This is a genomic window from Enterobacter sp. SCRI0065 (genome assembly GCF_059766475.1).
The window spans coordinates 1-17,744 of record NZ_JCBAJB010000009.1 but is presented as its reverse complement, the minus strand read 5'-3'; the positions used below and the strand labels follow the sequence as shown (position 1 = coordinate 17,744).

At 53.7% G+C, this 17,744-nt stretch carries 11 protein-coding genes, 1 rRNA gene and 3 pseudogenes; 4 read left to right on the top strand and 11 right to left on the bottom strand.

Going from position 1 to position 17,744, the window contains the following annotated elements; genetic code table 11:
• Window positions 1–125 precede the first annotated feature (125 nt).
• From bcsE to bcsG, 3 genes are read left to right on the top strand one after another with little or no spacing between them, the layout of a single operon-like run.
• Window positions 126–1,688, top strand: a complete 1,563-nt coding sequence (gene bcsE, locus AC6EMZ_RS19265) for a cellulose biosynthesis c-di-GMP-binding protein BcsE (RefSeq protein WP_498404366.1) — start codon at window positions 126–128, stop codon at window positions 1,686–1,688.
• Window positions 1,682–1,879, top strand: coding sequence for a cellulose biosynthesis protein BcsF (bcsF, locus tag AC6EMZ_RS19260; RefSeq protein WP_498404476.1), 198 nt, complete (start codon window positions 1,682–1,684; stop codon window positions 1,877–1,879). Before bcsE ends, bcsF begins: the two co-directional genes overlap by 7 nt.
• The gene (gene bcsG / locus AC6EMZ_RS19255) at window positions 1,872–3,551 is read left to right on the top strand and encodes a cellulose biosynthesis protein BcsG (protein WP_498404365.1); all 1,680 of its coding nucleotides are present in this window, start codon (window positions 1,872–1,874) and stop codon (window positions 3,549–3,551) included. The genes bcsF and bcsG overlap by 8 nt, the downstream gene beginning before the upstream one ends.
• Window positions 3,552–3,659: 108 nt before the next feature.
• Here the strand turns inward: bcsG and AC6EMZ_RS19250 are convergent, their stop codons facing one another.
• From AC6EMZ_RS19250 to AC6EMZ_RS19235, 4 genes and pseudogenes are all read right to left on the bottom strand, one after another.
• Window positions 3,660–4,652 carry a family 8 glycosyl hydrolase gene (locus tag AC6EMZ_RS19250; protein ID WP_498404364.1) on the bottom strand — a complete coding sequence of 331 codons (993 nt, stop codon included), beginning with the start codon at window positions 4,650–4,652 and terminating at the stop codon, window positions 3,660–3,662.
• A 7-nt stretch (window positions 4,653–4,659) separates the two neighbouring features.
• A complete protein-coding gene (gene bcsD / locus AC6EMZ_RS19245) occupies window positions 4,660–5,139 on the bottom strand; it encodes a cellulose biosynthesis protein BcsD (RefSeq protein ID WP_498404363.1) in 480 nt (159 codons plus the stop codon).
• Complete coding sequence (locus tag AC6EMZ_RS19240) at window positions 5,139–9,164, bottom strand: cellulose biosynthesis protein BcsC (protein WP_498404362.1); 4,026 nt, start codon at window positions 9,162–9,164, stop codon at window positions 5,139–5,141. The genes bcsD and AC6EMZ_RS19240 overlap by 1 nt, the downstream gene beginning before the upstream one ends.
• Window positions 9,161–10,186, bottom strand: a pseudogene (locus AC6EMZ_RS19235) (cellulose biosynthesis cyclic di-GMP-binding regulatory protein BcsB); the annotation flags it as partial. The pseudogene AC6EMZ_RS19235 and the gene AC6EMZ_RS19240, both read right to left, overlap by 4 nt.
• Between AC6EMZ_RS19235 and AC6EMZ_RS19230 the strand changes: the two are divergent.
• Window positions 10,184–11,170: pseudogene (locus AC6EMZ_RS19230) on the top strand (cellulose biosynthesis cyclic di-GMP-binding regulatory protein BcsB); the annotation flags it as partial. The pseudogenes AC6EMZ_RS19235 and AC6EMZ_RS19230 sit on opposite strands and share 3 nt — an antisense overlap.
• 48 nt (window positions 11,171–11,218) lie before the next feature.
• Here AC6EMZ_RS19230 and AC6EMZ_RS19225 read toward each other — a convergent pair.
• The 7 genes and pseudogenes from AC6EMZ_RS19225 to rrf all read right to left on the bottom strand — a co-directional run.
• Window positions 11,219–11,272: pseudogene (locus tag AC6EMZ_RS19225) on the bottom strand (hypothetical protein); the annotation flags it as partial.
• 167 nt (window positions 11,273–11,439) lie between these two features.
• A complete protein-coding gene (bcsA, locus tag AC6EMZ_RS19220) occupies window positions 11,440–13,539 on the bottom strand; it encodes a UDP-forming cellulose synthase catalytic subunit (protein WP_498404361.1) in 2,100 nt (699 codons plus the stop codon).
• 18 nt (window positions 13,540–13,557) lie between these two features.
• Complete coding sequence (gene bcsQ / locus AC6EMZ_RS19215; RefSeq protein WP_498404360.1) at window positions 13,558–14,361, bottom strand: cellulose biosynthesis protein BcsQ; 804 nt, start codon at window positions 14,359–14,361, stop codon at window positions 13,558–13,560.
• Window positions 14,352–14,861 (bottom strand): cellulose biosynthesis protein BcsO, encoded by a 510-nt coding sequence (gene bcsO / locus AC6EMZ_RS19210; protein WP_498404359.1) that lies wholly within the window; start codon window positions 14,859–14,861, stop codon window positions 14,352–14,354. Before bcsO ends, bcsQ begins: the two co-directional genes overlap by 10 nt.
• 521 nt (window positions 14,862–15,382) lie before the next feature.
• Complete coding sequence (birA, locus tag AC6EMZ_RS19205) at window positions 15,383–16,345, bottom strand: bifunctional biotin--[acetyl-CoA-carboxylase] ligase/biotin operon repressor BirA (RefSeq protein WP_498404358.1); 963 nt, start codon at window positions 16,343–16,345, stop codon at window positions 15,383–15,385.
• Window positions 16,342–17,370 (bottom strand): UDP-N-acetylmuramate dehydrogenase, encoded by a 1,029-nt coding sequence (gene murB / locus AC6EMZ_RS19200; RefSeq protein WP_498404357.1) that lies wholly within the window; start codon window positions 17,368–17,370, stop codon window positions 16,342–16,344. The genes birA and murB overlap by 4 nt, the downstream gene beginning before the upstream one ends.
• A gap of 146 nt (window positions 17,371–17,516) precedes the next feature.
• Window positions 17,517–17,632 (bottom strand): 5S ribosomal RNA (gene rrf / locus AC6EMZ_RS19195).
• Window positions 17,633–17,744 lie beyond the last annotated feature (112 nt).

Here is a 17,744-nt window from a genome sequence, read left to right as displayed (position 1 = left end):
ATCCTGCCAGAAAAATTTTCGTTCATATGCTAAGTCTGATGCTCTTTAATTTCAATGTTAGGTTTATTTCTGTGCTTTCGCTAGTAAACTGAGTTACAGGTGAATTAGAGGTTAAGAGGGACATCGTGAACCCCATATTTTCAGTTGGTATCCCGTCCTTATGGGACGAATTGCGCCACATGCCAGCCGGCGGAGTCTGGTGGATCAGCGCGGATCGCAATGAAGACGCTATAAGTCTGTTAAATCAAACCATTGCGGCGCAAGACAAACATGCGCAGGTTGCCGTTGTCACCATGGGTGAAGACCCTAAAAAAATAGTTAAGCTCGATCAAACGCGCGGCCCGGATAAAGTTCGTTTATTTTCCATGCCAAATGGAGAAGATGGTCTATACTTTTTGCCCCGCGACATTCAGTGCAGCATAGTTCCAGAACGTTATTTAGTGTTACTTAAATGTTCAATTAATGCCTGGCAAAATATATCTATCGAAAAAACACGGCGCTGGCTGGAAAAAATCAATAAATGGGCGCGAGATCAAAATTGCACACTGCTGGTTATCAGCCCAGGTAATAATAATGATAAGCAGTTCTCATTTTTAATGAGTGAATATCGCTCCCTTTTTGGTCTTGCCAGTCTACGCCATCAGGCCGATAGCCATCTTTACGATATTGCCTTCTGGTGTAATGAAAAAGGCGTCAGCGCGCGCCAGCAGCTTTCGCTTAATCATATTGATGGCGAATGGCATTTAGCCCAGCAGGAAAAAGCCGTCGTTCAACCGCGAAACGATGAAAAACGCATTTTGAGTAACGTCGCCGTACTGGAAGGCGCACCTGCGCTTTCCGAGCACTGGACGTTATTTGAGTCCAATGAAGGCGTGTTTAATGAAGCCCGCAATACGCAGGCTGCAACGATTATTTTTTCGCTGACTCAAAATAACCAAATTGAACCCATGGCGCGGCAAATCCATACGTTGCGCCGCCAGCGCGGGAGCGTGTTAAAGATAGTGGTGCGTGAAAACATCACCAGCCTGCGTGCCACCGATGAGCGTCTGCTGCTGGGTTGTGGGGCCAATATGGTGATTCCCTGGAATGCACCGCTTTCTCGCTGCCTGACGCTTATCGAGAGTATCCAGGGCCAGCAGTTTAACCGTCATGTTCCTGAAGATATTTCTACTCTGCTCTCCATGACGCAGCCGATGAAACTGCGCGGCTTCCAGAAATGGGATACGTTCTGTGACGCGGTCGGCAACATGATGAATAACACCCTACTTCCAGCAGATGGGAAAGGTGTGATGGTCGCGCTTCGTCCGGTTCCTGGTATTCGTATTGAACAAGCATTGACGCTGTGTCGCCCCAATCGAGTCGGGGATATCATGACCATTGGCGATAACCGCCTGGTGCTGTTTTTGTCCTTCTGTCGCGTCAACGATCTGGATACCGCCCTTAACCACATTTTCCCGTTACCGACCGGTGATATTTTCTCGAACCGAATGATCTGGTTTGAAGACAACCTGATTGCCGCCGAAATTGTGCAGATGCGCATGCTTGAGCCAGAACAGTGGGGTAAACCACTGTTGATGTCGAGTGACGCCAAACCGGTGCTCAATGCAACCCACGATGGACATTCCTGGCGTCGAGTGCCTGAGCCACTGCGTTTGCTGAACGATGCGGAAGAGAGGGCTTCATCATGAATACTACCGATATCATTCAGTTGATCATCGTCTGTGCGCTCGTTTTCTTCCCACTTGGCTATTATGCGCGCCATTCGCTGCGCCGAATTCGCGATACCACCCGATTGCTGTTTGCAAAACCTCGCTACGTTAAACCAGCCGGAACACTGAAACGGGCATCACACGTCAAGGCAAACCAAAAACATGACTAATTCTTCTTATACCGCCTCGGCGCCCTCACCACTTTGGCAATACTGGCGCGGCCTTTCCGGCTGGAACTTCTACTTTCTGGTGAAATTTGGCCTGCTTTGGGCCGGCTATCTCAACTTCCACCCGCTGCTCAACCTGGTGTTTATGGCATTTTTGTTGATGCCCATTCCCAACCTTAAACTGCATCGTTTACGCCACTGGATAGCGATTCCGATTGGCTTCGCACTGTTCTGGCATGATACCTGGCTACCCGGCCCGGAAAGTATTATGAGCCAAGGGTCTGAGGTGGCGGGCTTTAGTGCGGGCTATATTCGGGATCTGGTTGAGCGCTTTATTAACTGGCAGATGATCGGCGCTATTTTCGTGCTGTTTATTGCGTGGCTGTTCCTGTCGCAATGGCTGCGCGTGACGGTATTTGTGGTGGCGATCCTTATCTGGCTTAACGTCCTGACGCTGGCAGGCCCTGGCTTCTCCCTGTGGCCTGCCGGTCAAGGCACGACGACGGTCACCACCACGGGTGGCAGCGTTGCGCCAACGGTGGCAACCGCCGGGGCGACAGCCGTCGTGGGTGATATTCCAACCCAGACGGCACCACCAACCACGACGAATCTCAATGCCTGGCTGTCGAGCTTTTATAACGCAGAAGATAAGCGTCAAACCAAATTCCCAGAGGCCTTACCCGCCGACGCGCAACCTTTTGAACTGCTGGTTATCAACATCTGCTCGCTCTCGTGGGCAGACGTGGAAGCCGCAGGCCTGATGTCGCATCCGCTGTGGTCGCATTTTGATATTCAGTTTAAAGATTTCAACTCAGCCACCTCTTACAGCGGCCCGGCAGCGATTCGTCTGCTGCGCGCAAGTTGCGGCCAGCCATCGCACAAAAATCTGTATCAGCCAGCGGGCAATCAATGCTACCTGTTTGATAATCTCGAAAAGCTGGGCTTTTCACAGCACCTGATGCTCGGTCATAACGGCGTGTTTGGTGGCTTTTTGAAAGAAGTGCAAGAAAACGGCGGGATGCATGCTCCGCTGATGGATCAGACTGGCTTGCCCGTTCCTCTGTTAGGCTTTGACGGCTCGCCGGTTTACGACGATACCGCAGTGCTGCAACGCTGGTTGCAAACGGTCGGCAAGGACGATAACGCGCGTAGCGCAACGTTCTACAACACGCTGCCTCTGCACGACGGTAACCATTATCCCGGCGTGAGCAAAACGGCAGATTACAAAGTTCGTGCGCAGAAGTTCTTCGACGAACTGGATGCTTTCTTTACCGAGCTGGAAAAATCGGGTCGTCGGGTCATGGTTGTGGTCGTGCCAGAGCACGGTGCCGCGCTGAAAGGCGACAGGATGCAGGTGTCCGGACTGCGCGATATCCCAAGCCCATCGATCACCAACGTTCCTGCCGGAATCAAATTCTTTGGAATGAAAGCACCGCATCAGGGTGCTCCCATCGAAATTAACCAGCCGAGCAGCTATCTGGCGATTTCTGAACTGGTGGCTCGCGCGGTAGACGGTAAATTGTTCGTTGAAGACAGCGTGAACTGGAACCAGCTCACCAGCGGTTTACCGCAAACGGCGGAGGTATCAGAAAATGCCAACGCGGTGGTGATTCAGTACCAGAATAAACCGTATGTACGTCTGAATGGTGGAGATTGGGTGCCGTATCCGCAGTAAGTTTTCCCCCTCTCCTCTCATCCCCACTGTAGGACAATTTGCACAATGTACTCCCTCTCCATTTAAGGAGAGGGCAGTGCTTTGGAGCCAAAATAGTCGGTGCGGTCATTATTGCTCGGCAAGCCACACCAGCATCTTCAGGCTTGCTGAGTAATAATCATCTTTCGCGGTGATTTGCGGCTCGCCAGAGGGTTGCCCCATCGTTAAATCACGCACCGCCAAAAGCCCACCTTCCATCATGTACGGGGCATATTCGTTGGTCGTGACGTTCACCCAGGCTGGCGTTTTTTCGCGGCTAAACTGACCAAACCAGGCGCGCCACGGCGTCAGCTGTGGGCTTTGCTGATTCAGCCAGGCGATGTACAGCGGGATACGAATCGCATCGTAACTCATGCGCGGCGGCCACGCTTTTGCAGGCGTTAACGTGCCGCCAGCCGACAGCGATTCCCAGTCAGTCGGAAGATTCGCTTCGCCCGACCCCATTTTCCCCAGCAATTTTTGTCCGTCCTGAATCAGCTCTCGCCACACCTGCAAATGACTGCGTTCGGCGAATGCCTGCCAGGCGGGGAAGATAAAGTACGACGGGTTCAGAATCACTTCGCTGTTGAGATTAAATCCCTGTACGCCAGGCAACATAATCTTATGGCCCGCATAGCTTATCACCGTGTGGCTGACAAGCGATCGGGTGATAGCATCGGAGGCATTGCTGTAACGATTGTCATGCCAGCGAGCATCCGCTTTTAACAATGCCCAGGCGATTAACGCATCACCGTCAGTCGCATTGTTTTTATCGGGAATCGGATTGGGTTGTACCGGGTTATAACGCCAGTAAAACAGACCGTTCTCTTTGTTCTTCAGCGTACTATTCGTCCACTGCCAGAGCTTATCAAACGCCGGTTTATCATCGCTCGCTACGGCCATCAGCATGGCAAAGCCCTGCCCTTCGGTATGCGAGACGTTGCCATTGCCGGTATCGACAATGCGACCATCCGGCATTAAAAATCGCGCTTTATAGCTCTCCCAGGCCTGACCCGCCTGAGAGAAAGGAGAGAAAAACAGACTCACCATGACCGCCAGTGCGGCACATGCGGGCTTTTGCATAATTAGCTCATTGTGGAATGTGGTAGCGGAACTGAACGTCCGAAGTGGAAAAGAGGCGCTCACGGCTGACCGTGACATGCGCTTTTCCGCCCTGCCCCTGGATCCAGTGGGCATACAACCCTTCGAGTATTGCACAGAAGGCGTGACACCAGCGGCTTTGCTGATGCTCACGTCGACTCACCGGCAGAGCCTGATGGCGTAACGTAAGGTATGTATCCCCGGGAGTGACCTCTACGCAGCCCCAGCCAAAACGCGCTAGCTGAGCATTCATATTGGCCTCCAGTTCGCCCACCGTTTCGGAAGGCGGAAGCGGAAACTGTTCCGCAAGGGCATCGCCCATCTGTCGAAGGAACGGCTGGCTTTCCATCTCACCCACGTTGCGCACCATGCCGTCGACAATTAACGCCAGCAGATCGAACCACCCTTCCGGCGTTTGTTGCCCACGAAACCAGCTTAACAGCGCAGGGTTTTCCATCGTCGTTGTCATTATTTGTCTCCCAGCATGTAGCGGAAATAGAGTCCCGCCGTACTTTCGTTATAGCTGCCAAAGGTGTCGTAACCCACTTTGCCGCCAATCGTCATATCTTTGTTGACGTTATAATCCACGCCGGCACGCATCGTATAGCCTATGCCGCTCTCTGAGGTGCCTTTGTAATGTGCTTCCTTGGCGAAACCAGCATCGACGGCATTCTCGAGTAACTGCTGCCATTCATTGTTCGTTGGGAAGTAATCGCTACTGTCCTGGGTGTAGGATTGATACCCCACGGAGCCGCCGAGTTTGACTTTCCAGTTGTCGATTTTTTGTGAGTAATCAATTGGCAGCGCGACGCTAACGTAGTTTTGCGGGCTGAAATAGCCCCCCTGGCCAAAGGTGAACTGGCTAAGGTTTTTCGAGAAGTCCATCCAGCTCATGCTCAGCCCGGCCTTAACCTCACGCAGATCGTCGTGATAAGGCCGCAGGTAGACACCCGCATTGGTATTCATGCTGGTATTGCTCGCGACGTTTTCACCGAGATAACTGTAACCGCCGCCACCCACGTAGAAACCGGCGTCACCATCGTCATAGCTCAGTTGCAGGCTGCCGCCGTTTTTGGTCACGCGACCCCAGCGCTTACCGGAGTATTTGTCTTCCATTCCGACGTAAGAAAGCAGGCTATCGGTCACCGCGCGGCGTTCACCGGTCAAGATCAACGACAGGTAGTTTGTCAGTTTTGGCGACCATTTCACGCCCCCCACCAGCGTACTCAAATCCTGCCCTAGCGGTGTACTGCCGACATCCAGACGATAATCCTTACCGCTGAGCGCCATGTTCAGTTCAACACCGTTCGCCTTTTGGGAATCCGTGGACACATCGCCGGGCTGGTTAACGTTCGGCTTCAGATTTGATGCTTCGAGATAATCACCAACCTTCCCGCCATCATATCCGCCCAGTTTCGCCAGGTTTAGCTGACCGTCAGAGCTGGTAAGGTTGTAGTCTCCGGCATCAAGCGTACCGAGATCTGCAATGGTTTGTGCTTCGGGATGCGCAGCCAGATAGGTCGCCCGGTCTGCTGCACTCATGGCGGCCAGCGTCTTTTGCTCGTTGGTCACCGTCGAGATGACGTTTGACGATACGTTGGCGAGCGGGTTCGATCCGGAACGACGCCAGGCGTCGCCGCTGGCGCTACCCGAACTCAGCATGACTGGTGTGGCCGTGAACTCGAAGCGAGATTCGCCAAACGGTGAGCTGGACCAGGTTAGCGGTGCTTTGGCTTCGGTCAGCTTGCTGGTACCCGACTCGCCATCGCGACCACGCACTTCGACTCCGCCCTGCAACCACATGCCGGTCTGCTCGTTCATCTGCTGCATCATGTCGTCAACCTGACGCAAGGCACGGCTTTGCGCGGTCTCCTGCGGCAAATCGGTACGCATGGTGCCCGGCAGCGTTGAGCCTGCCTCGCGCGCCGTTTGCGACAGCTGCCAGGGCAGGGAGCTATCCGTAGAAGCCGTCGTTCCCACAGCCTGAGACGTACGGCTGGTGGTGACGAAAGGGTTATCCGCCAACAGCAGGCCGCCCATAGTCGGCGTGGCTGAGCTATTGGTGGATTGCAGTCCCAGCAGCTTGCCGCGCGCGCTGCGAAGATAGGTCATCGCTTGCTGATGATTGCCCTGCGCATCTTCAAGACGCGCCAGCAAAATCAGACGCTGCGGCGAAGTATCGCTTTGCAAGCCGTTGGCAAGCTGCTTCGCCTTCGCGACGTTGTCTTCCGCCAGTGCCACATCAATGGCACCGACGCGGGCATCCTGAGTTGGCGTATCGCGCGTCATCAGGTAGTCATAGACCACGCCAGCCTCTTTGTTCATTTTGCCGGTCTGATACAGACGCGCCATCGCAAACATCAAATCCGTATTTTGCGGATCGCTTTGCAGGGCGCGAATCAGCTTGTCGTAAGCCGCCGCATAGTTACCCTGCTCGCGTAAGCGATCGGCTTCGTTGATCACATAGCCGTTTCGCACGCCTGCAAGCTGAGTTGGGGTGCTTCGTGACAGCAGTTCCGGATTAGACAGGAAGCTCTGCGCTTCGCCGTTTAGCCCGGCCTGATTCAGTACCGCTACCTGATCCGCATAGTCACCTGCGTTACCCTGTACGCCTTCACGCATATTGCTGCGCACGACCGAAACGGCACTGGTTAAATCGCCGCTTTGTGCCAGCATTCTCGCCAGCTTGCCCGCATCTACCGGGCTTTCCGGCGGACGCGCCGAAAGTGTTTTCAGCGTATTCGCCGCGGCAACGGAATTCCCCTGCGCCAGATAGCGCTCAGCGGTAACCATCTGCAGGTTGTAATTCACCCGTTGCGATAGCTCACGAACCTGCGGCGTTTGGCTGGCAGGTGAGATGCGAGATAGCAGCATCTGGGCCTGTTGCCAGGCACCATTTTCGCTGGAGAACAGCGCGGCGGCGTAGAGTGAACTGGCCCCAGCTCCCGGGCGAGAAGCGGGCTGCATCACCGAGGCGGCTTCGCCGTCCGCACCTGATTTTTGCAACAGGCGCGCCAGGTCCAGGCGTAGCCATGGATCGTCCGGTAAACGTGCCACACCCTGGCGCAGGATCGCGATGGCCTGTTCGGTATTTCCGCTGGCGGCAGCCTGCTGCGCCTGACGGCGAATCGGATCGCCCGGTAACCCCGCCACGACACGTGGCTGAAGTTTTGACTGCAAACTGGCCGGCAAGGTACGCAACATCGCCTGGGCTTCGTCGGTTTTATTCTGTTCTTTCAGGACGTAGTAGAGATTTTCCCGCGCCGCGCCATTTTCTGGCTGCTGATTGACCAGCTCGCGAAGCGTCTGCTCGGCCTGCGGGTAGTCTTTGTTATGGCGTAAGACGTCGGCACGGAACAGTTTGGCAGCCGTACCGCGCTCACCGCTCTGTTGCACCAGCGGCGCAGATAGCGCCAGCGCCTGGCTGATGTTCCCCTCTTTCAGCGCCTGCTGCGCCTGAGCCAACTGACCATAAAACGCGGCGTCGTCGGCCTGCGTCTGACGATCAGCAGAGGCGTCGCCGCCCTGGCTTGCAGCGCGACCGAGATACTGCGCTGCGGCCTGAAAATCTCCGCTGCGCTGGGCGATATAGCCCATTCCTGCCAGCGCGTCGGCATCCTGCGGGTTCGTTTGCAGAACCTGCTCAAACTGACGTTTCGCCGCATCGGCGTTGCCGCTGTTCAGTGCGGTATAACCTTCACCTTTCGCCGCGCCACCGATGTTTTTACGGTAATACGCCTGCACTTCACTGTCCTGCGGATGACGCTGTAGCCAGGTGTCGTAGAACTGCTCATCGCCCGCTTTTGGCCCTAACCACAAGAGCGCCTGACGAAGACCGGCGTCCGCGTCTTTGCTCCCGCTTGCCATTTGTTGCAACTGGATAATCCCGTCACGACGCGTCTCCTCCCGCCAGGTGAGCATTTTCCCCAGCGCCACACGCGCGGCGTTGTCCTGCGGGTTTTGCGCCGCAAAGCGCTGCAATTCACTCAGTGCCTGCGGGTAGCGCGATTTGTCGCTCCCCATGGTCTGATAATATTCAGGTGCAAGGCTCGCGGGTGGTGTATCACCGTTGAACAGGGTTTTCCAGGTCTCCATCGCGGCGGGGATATTCCCGCCGCGCGCCTGCTGTCGTGCCAGCGTCAGCGTCCCCTGCGGGATCTGCGTCATCTGTTTTGCGTTATCCAGCGCCTGCAAACCACCATCGGTCGGCGAAACTTTTGCCAGCCGCGCGCGCCACTGGGCCGCCCCCTGCAAATCGCCGTTTTGCTGCGCCCATAACGCCATCAGATACAGCGCCTGGGTGTTATTGGCATCGACCATCAACACCTTTTTGAGCGATTCACTCGCGAGGTCGTCGTGGGATTTTTCGTGCCAGTAGTTAGCCTGATCGAATAGCGCCTTAAGCGCAGCGTCGTTTTGCGCAGCTATAGCGGCAGATCCAAATGCCAGTACGCCGGAGAGGCAAATGGCCGATTTAATCGTTATTTTTTTCACTTTTCCGTCTCCGGATTCAAACGCTTATGCGCACGCCTTTTCAGCCAGGCATAAAGACCCAGACCGGTGAGCGTGCTCATGATCAGACCCAATAGTGCCAACAACGCCGAATGCTGGTTGGCGTACCAGACAATCATCATCTGGGTTGGCATCTCGCCGCTTGGGAACTGCGTCCCCACACGGAAGCTGCGCACACCGTTTTCGTTGGTGATGATCGCTGCATCGCCGCGGATCCCTGCGTTAATGCGCGCGGAGGTTAAATCCTCATGCAGGCGTGAAAGCTGCTCATCGTTACTGCCAAGCGCCATGACGACCAGGCGGTCGCTGCTCCACGGCGAACGGAAGCTGACGAATCCGCGCCAGGCCTCATTCGAGGAGAAATAGCGGTCGGCATCAACGCCATTCGACGTCCAGTCACCCGCGACCCAGCGTTGCAATTTTTGCCAGGTCGTTGGCGTGCGTACACCTAATGTGTTGTCGTGCGAAGTAAACGGCGAATCCTTTAGCAGCGCCTGGTTGAACTCGTGCTGCACCATGCCGCTGACCGCCAGTACGTCGCGCGTGCGCAGTAGCTCAAGATTGCCTCCCGCTGTCGGCACACCGAGCACCACGCGGTTGTTATAGAGCGCAGTACCGGTCGCATTCCCTGAACGGGCGGCCATATTCAGTAGCGTGGCGATCTGCGTTTCGGTCGGTTGTTCAGGCAGCAGCAGCACCGTCTGTGAATAGTCGGCAAGACGGGTAAAAGGGAAAGATGCCCCGACAAAATATGAGAGGTTCGGCAACAGTGAAAAGTGGCGCGTGTGGCTCAGATCAATCCACGAATCTTCGTCGATACGGCTCTTAATGTTGTTGTTTAACAGCACGCTACACGGCGCGTTCTCTTTTGCCGTGATGTTGAAATAGAGCGAGAGCTGGTTGTCACCGTAAATCATGTACGGCTCCAGCGGCATATCAAACTTCTCCTGCCGCGCGTCGCCGCCAAGCTTATGCCACAGCGTTTCCAGCGCACCTTGCTTATTAAAGTCTCTCCCGCCATGGCGACTCGGAACGCAACGATGCAGTTGATGCTCAACGGTCAGCCGTTGGGCACCGTACCGCTGGGGGCGGCGGAAAGTGATATCTCGCGCTTCCAGCTGGATATCCCTGCGGCGCTGCTGGTTTCCAGCAATAGCCTGAGTTTTAAGATTAACGATGGCGACGCCATGCAGTGTCAGCGTGACCTGTCCGAGAAATACCGCGTCACCATCCTGCCCGATTCCCGTTTCGAGCTGGAAGGCCAGCAGCTGGATATTGGCTCGGATCTGAGCCATTTCCCGCGTCCGTTCTTCGACAGCATGCAGATGACCCCTGCCACGATAGCCTTCGCCTTCGGGCCGACGCTCAGCAGCGATACGCTCAGCGCCGCGGCGTCTATTTCCTCGTGGTTCGGTATTCAGGCAGATTACCGTGGCGTTTCTTTCGCGGCGTTACACGACACGCTGCCCGAGAAAAACGGCATTTTGATTGGTCATCCGGGCGAGAAAATCGGTGGTCTGACGCTGCCGAAAACCTCTCAACCTACGCTACAGGTTATCGATAACCCGGCGAACCCGGTGTATAAGCTGCTGTTGATCGTCGGCAATGACGAGGCCGCGCTGCGTACCGCTGCATGGCGTCTGACGCGAGGCAACTTCGCGCAGCAAACGGCCAGCCTGGCGATCCCCTCACAGACGATCCCTGCCAGCAAAGCCTACGATGCACCTCGCTGGATCCCAACGGATCGCCCGGTGAAAATCTCTGAGCTGATCCGTAAAGATCAGAGCCTGACCGTCACTGGGATCTGGCATGCGCCATTGCGCGTGGCGTTCCGTGCCGCCCCGGATCTGTTCCTGTGGGATGGGGAAACCATACCGCTGCATATCGGCTACCGTTTTCCGACCGAAAGCTGGATTGACGAAAACAAATCCTGGCTCAGCCTGACCATGAACGACACTTTCCTGCACAACCTGCCGGTTCAGGTTCAGCGATAGCTTTGCATTCGTCACTACCTGATCGACTGGCAGAGTAAAGTTCATTCCCCCCTGCAACTGACCGCCGCTCAGCACGACGCCCTGTGGCTGCCCCATCTGCGCCACGCTGATGCTGTTAACCGTTGAAGGCACAAATACCGTGGGCGCAACGGCCACCGGGGCCGGCATGTCGACAGGTAAAAGCGCGTCGATGGTCGTTTCTTCACTATGCAACGGCAGCGCGAAAAGCGAGGCCGTTAATAGCGTGAGTGTTGTCAGACGTTTCATACGCTGCTGTCCTCCTGCACCTGCGCACGCGCACGGCGGTTCTCCCGGCGCGTTTTCCACGTCATCCAGAAGAGGTCAAACACGCAGCGCACGATGGTCAGCAGCGAACGGAACGGGTTGTCCTGCGGTTTTGGTGGCTGGATCCATGCGTCGGCGCGTGCCAGTACCACACGGACCAGCTCGCGGCGGCGGGAGAGTGGAATATCTTCAAACATCAGGCGAATGTAGTGTTCGTCGGTGGCGACTACTTTCACCGGAATACTGATCGCCCCCGAGTGCAAGAGCAGCTCGACTTCTTCGATTTCATCCGTCAGGTGACGATCGTCTGGCAACTCAATACGGCAGCCACCCATCGACAGATCCGCCGTCTGACTGCGGGAGGAAATACCGCTGGCATAGTGAATCAGAACCGGAATAGTCACATCAATGCGGATTGTTTTGCGGGTCTGCCGCGTTTCACGAGCGACGGCGATTGCCGCCAGCAGGAAGATCAGACTGTACAGCCCCCAGCCAACGTTAAGCGCGATAACGCTCGGATCAACGCCGTAATAGTCATGAGCACAGGCGCGAACGATACCGGCGATGACGCCGATACCCAGCAAAATGGCAATCACCAGATGCGGGCGTACGACCCTGAAATCGAAGTAACCGACGTTCAGCAGTGCGCCTTTATCCGTCACGTTGAACTTGCCGCGTTTCGGGAAAATCATGGTCACTGCCGTTGGCAATACCAGATGGAATGCCAGCACCAGATCGTAAATTTCACCCCAGAAGCTGTAGCGATAGCGTCCGTTCATACGCGAATTGAGATAAATCGCGAGGAACAGGTGTGGCAACGCATAGGCAAAAACCAGGCCTGCCGACGAGTGAATGATATTGAGGTTGAACAGCAGATAGGCTAGCGGCGCGGTTAAGAACGCGATACGTGGCAGCGCGAACTGGTAATACAGCATGGCGCTGAGGTAACACAAGCGCTGCTGGATAGTCAGACCGCGACCAAGCAGCGGGTTATCCAGACGGAAAATCTGCGTCATGCCACGCGCCCAGCGTGTACGCTGGATCACATGCAGTACCAGACGTTCAGTGGCGAGGCCTGCCGCCAGTGGAATATCCAGGAAAGCGGATTTCCAGCCGAGGCGCTGCATCTTCAGTGCGGTGTGGGCATCTTCAGTCACCGTCTCAACCGCAAAGCCGCCAATCTCTTCCAGTGCACTACGACGAATAACCGCGCAGGAGCCGCAGAAGAAAGTGGCATTCCAGTTGTCATTACCCTGTTGAATAGGGCCGTAAAATAGCGTGCCTTCGTTCGGAATATTGCGCCCAACGGAAAGGTTGCGTTCAAAAGGATCTGGCGAGTAGAAATAGTGCGGAGTTTGCACCAGTGCCAGTTTCGGATCTTTCAAGAAACCGCCCACAGTGGCTTGCAGGAAAATACGCGTGGCGACATGGTCACAGTCAAATACCGTAATGAGCTCGCCCTGCGTCAGCTTCATCGCGTGGTTGAGATTCCCGGCCTTAGCGTGAGAGTTATCATTACGCGTGATGTATCCGACCCCGACGTCTGCAGCGAATACTGCAAATTCACGGCGTTTCCCATCGTCGAGCAGGTAAATCTTCATTTTGTCGCGCGGGTAATCAATACATTGTGCCGCCAGCACGGTGTCGCGCACGACCTCCAGCGATTCGTTGTAGGTGGGAATGTAGACGTCCACGGTCGGCCACTTCGACATATCATCAGGCAGCGGGACGATTTCACGTTTTAATGGCCAGACGGTTTGCAGATAATTCAGCAGTAAAAGAGCCCAAACGTAGACTTCCGCCAGAAATAACCCCATCCCGAGGATGGTTTCAATCTCAGAATTAAAATGCAGTGTTTGCGTCAGGCGAAAATACATATAGCGGGTCGACATCAATAATGACATTACGACCATAATCACTGAAATACTGCGTCTTTTACTGAAACCCATTAAGAACAGCAGACCAATACTGATAAAACCAAAGATATATTGTTTCTGGCTATCCATGGGGGTAATGACGATCAGCAGGGCGATGGGAACCATTGCTAACGCCAGCAAAATAAAAAGAAACTTTTTCATAGTTTGCTCTGGGTGAAGTTAGAACCCTGACTGACGCGGAAGGGTATGAACGGTACCGTCGCCCACTTTCACGCCTAAAATACCCGCGACTTTCTTGGCAATAAGCTCAATGTCGAAGGCAGCGGCTGACGCCGGGCTAAAGTCGAAAACGGACTGTTGGGAAGCGTTAGCTTCTCCGACGCTTTCATCACGATGCACGACGCCCAGAAGCTTATCGCCAAGTTTGTTTTCAACAAACGTAGTAACGTCGCGGCTAATCTGGCGGCGGTTATCGCTTTGGTTTAGCACAAAATAATGTCCTGCCTTGTGGTTAAGCACGCCGCCCGTAAGACGCTGATTTTCAATTTGCGGAAGTAGAGAGAGCGACGCGGTATCTGCCAGAAGGGTAATTAAATGCAGATCCGCCAGACGCGACATGGCTTTTAACGCGGGCGATGGGCCTGGGGGAAAATCAGCGATAATAATCAGCCCAGGGTAATTCAGCAGCGTGCTTAACCCACGCGTCAGAAAGTGTTCGTCATGAGTCAGACGTTCTTCAAACGCTAGCCGCTGTGGCTCGCTGGCATCGCCATAAGGCAGCACAAACAGATTCCCCCCGGCAGTAAGGACAAACTGGCTCCAGTCGGAGGACTCAGCGGCTTTGGCGACATAGCCACGCGTGTCAGAAAGCGGCACGCCAAAGTGCAGCCGCAGCGCATTTTGCACATCGAAATCCAGCGCTAAAACTTTGCTGCCCGAACGCGCCAGCGCATAAGCCAGGTTTGCGGTCATGGTGGTTTTACCCACACCGCCTTTTGGCGAACAAACGCAAACTAACGGCATGTGGCGATCCTTTCCAACAGGGAATTCAGAGGCTGATTTTTTTCAGCCGTAGGCTTCGGCGTGCTGACGGCGGGTGCAAACAGGCGTGAAAAATTCACCTGCTCCTGAGGACGAACAGGTTCGGGTGAGTGAATGCGCGCAGCCGCAAGGACGGGTGTTTGCACCGTGGCAACGACATCCTGATGTTCGCTGGCAAGCTGCTGAGCAACGTCCTTGAGAATCGAAGGTACTTCCGTATGCGCCAGATGTGCAGGAGTCATCTCTTCTGCGATGGCAGACTCACCCAACGCAAACGTTTCTGCCGAAACGGGCTGTGGGGCAGCCACAGAAACATGCCCCCCGGCGGCTAATGTGTTTGCGTCAGTGGCCGGAAGAAGCTGGTTGAGAATGGCCCAACTGCCCTGATCGTTTGCCTGGCTTTGCGCAGAAAAGTCTTTGAAGTCGAGCGCTTGATTGCGCGTTTTGTCCTTAAATCGCTGCAAATCATCATAATGATTCATAGTTATACTCATGATTTACAAATAAATAATGTACACCCACCATTTACAGAATGTGGTGCAGACGTATTTTATTCAGGTGTAGGGGTACAGTTGCATCACAACTTTAATCGGATGCTTATTTTGGCATGTTGAAATTAGGGTTTTAATCTCAAATTGCTTATTTTTGGCAAGAACATAAAGATCGGTTTGACACATGCTATCTGTTTTTAACACAAATAACACGGCAGCTTTTTATATGTGATTATTTAGAATAATTGATAATAAATACTATTGGGATTAATAAATGCAGTGATAAAAGTCATTTAGAGTGGGATAACTAGCACTTAAATCCGATTGCGATGATTCTAATTTTAATAATTTGTTACTCAGTGAAATATATAGAAATACTTCTCCGTCGTTATTTTTTTAGCTTTTATGTTAACTCCTTATTCTTATTAGCATTCTACCCTTCCCTACTAGTTTAGGCAGGTAGGGTAATTTTGGTTCAGCCATAAAAAAGGGAGCACCAGGCTCCCTCTCGATTATTCTGCACTTCGCAGAGAAATTTCTCCACCAACCCACGGCTTCAAGATGCCATCCTGCTCAAGCAAGAGTGCTCCCTGAGCATCAATCCCTCGTGAAATCCCAAAGATTTCTTTATCACCGATGATCAATTTCACCGGGCGATGGATGAAGTTATCCAGTTTCTCCCAACGCGGTAGAAACGGCGCGAGGCCTTCTTGTTCAAAGAGGACCAGTGATTCACGCAGTTCTTTGATGAGGCGAACTGCCAGGGCGTTACGATCGATATTCACCCCTGCTTCCTGCAACGTTATCCAGCCTTGATTGACGATATCCGTTTCAACATGACGCATGACCATATTGAGACCGGCACCAATCACGATCTGCGCGGCATCGCCGGTTTTTCCGGTGAGTTCGACGAGAATACCGGCAAGTTTTCGATCCTGGAGATAGAGATCGTTTGGCCATTTTACCCGGACTTTATCCGCACCTAAGTCTTGCAGAACTTCCGCCATTACGATTCCGATGACCAGACTTAGACCTATCGCAGCAGCGGGCCCCTGTTCGAGACGCCAGAACATGGAGAGATAGAGGTTAGCACCAAAAGGTGAGAACCATTTACGCCCACGACGGCCACGACCAGCCTGCTGGTACTCAGCAATACAACTATCGCCGGAGCTGAGCTCACTTAGACGATCCAATAAATACTGATTGGTTGAGTCAATAACGGGTAATACGGCGATCGTACCTTGGTCAAACTGGCTGCGGATCGCCTGTTCGTCCAGCAACTGCATGGGCTCCGGCAGGCTGTAACCTTTTCCCGGCACCGTGAAAACATCAACGCCCCAGTCACGCAGGGTTTGAATATGTTTATTGATAGCCGCACGGCTCATGCCCAGACGTTCACCCAACTGTTCACCTGAGTGAAATTCTCCGTCTGCAAGGATGCCGATCAGCGTTAATGGAACGGTATTGTCTTTCACGCAATAATCTCCACGGCGTTGACTTCACCCGAGCGGCCGATGAACCGGACTTCTGGTTCGAGCCAGACATTGAATTTTTCGCCGACGCGCTGACGTACATAATGGGCTAACTGTATAACGTCTTCGCTGGTCGCATTGTTTTCATTGATTAATACCAACGCCTGCTGCCGATGCACTGCTGCGCCACCTTTTACCGTACCTTTCAGCTGACACTGATCGATAAGCCATCCAGCCGCGAGCTTAACGTGGCCCCCAGCTTGCGGGTAATGTGGTGCGCCAGGCCATTCAGCTATTAACTTCTGAGCAACGTCACTGCTAACGACAGGGTTTTTGAAGAAACTGCCCGCGTTACCGTTCACTTTTGGGTCAGGAAGTTTCGTCATGCGCATGTGGCAAACCGCGTCGAATACTTCGCGAGGAGTAACGGTGACAGGATCAAGGCGGGTTAAATCACCGTAGGTTAATACGGGCTGCCAGTGTTTTTCCAGACGCAAACCTACAGAGACGATGACAAAACGATCCTGGTATTCATGCTTGAAAATACTGTCACGGTAGCCAAAGCGACATTGTTCCGCGGTCAGTCGGCTCGCCTTACCTGTCGCCAGTTCTACACAGTCAACATATTCACAAACATGTTTAAGTTCAATGCCATAGGCACCGATATTTTGAATTGGAGATGATCCTGCACAACCCGGTATTAGCGCCAGATTTTCCAGGCCAGCCATACCTTTTTCAAGGGTGAATTGCACCAGGCTGTGCCAGTTTTCACCTGCGCCAACATGTAAATGCCAGCTTTGGTCGGTCTCATTGACATCAATTCCCATAATACGGTTCACAATGACCGTGCCCGCGAAATCGTCGAGAAAGAGGACGTTACTTCCCTCGCCCAAAATCAATACAGGTTGATGGCTTGTTGTTGCAGTTTTCCACGCATCAAGAAGTTGCTGAATATTTTCAGCACGGACAATGCGATCGGCATTTCGTTGAATACCAAAGGTATTCCAGGGCTTAAGGGAGTGGTTCATAGAGGCTATCCTGATGCAAAATCGAGGATAGTTTACCGTATATACGGGGAGATAGGTGATTAGTTTGGTGGCTGCGGTGTGACTTCTTACTAATGACAAAAACGCAAAAAGGCCATCCTTGCGGATGGCCTTTTCACTTAATTAATGCCTGGCAGTTCCCTACTCTCACATGGGGAGACCCCACACTACCATCGGCGCTACGGCGTTTCACTTCTGAGTTCGGCATGGGGTCAGGTGGGACCACCGCGCTAAAGCCGCCAGGCAAATTCTGTTATCAACACGCATCTCTGCATATCAATTAATCTGTTATCAAGCTGAAAATGATGTCTGTCTTTTCGCCAAAACATCTTCGGCGTTGTAAGGTTAAGCCTCAC

Coding starts and splice junctions, on each gene's coding strand:
- bcsA (WP_498404361.1), bottom strand. CDS start 13,539: ATGAAAAAGTTTCTTTTTATTTTGCTGGCGTTAGCAATGGTTCCCATC.
- bcsD (WP_498404363.1), bottom strand. CDS start 5,139: ATGACAACGACGATGGAAAACCCTGCGCTGTTAAGCTGGTTTCGTGGG.
- bcsQ (WP_498404360.1), bottom strand. CDS start 14,361: ATGCCGTTAGTTTGCGTTTGTTCGCCAAAAGGCGGTGTGGGTAAAACC.
- bcsG (WP_498404365.1), top strand. CDS start 1,872: ATGACTAATTCTTCTTATACCGCCTCGGCGCCCTCACCACTTTGGCAA.
- murB (WP_498404357.1), bottom strand. CDS start 17,370: ATGAACCACTCCCTTAAGCCCTGGAATACCTTTGGTATTCAACGAAAT.
- AC6EMZ_RS19250 (WP_498404364.1), bottom strand. CDS start 4,652: ATGCAAAAGCCCGCATGTGCCGCACTGGCGGTCATGGTGAGTCTGTTT.
- bcsO (WP_498404359.1), bottom strand. CDS start 14,861: ATGAATCATTATGATGATTTGCAGCGATTTAAGGACAAAACGCGCAAT.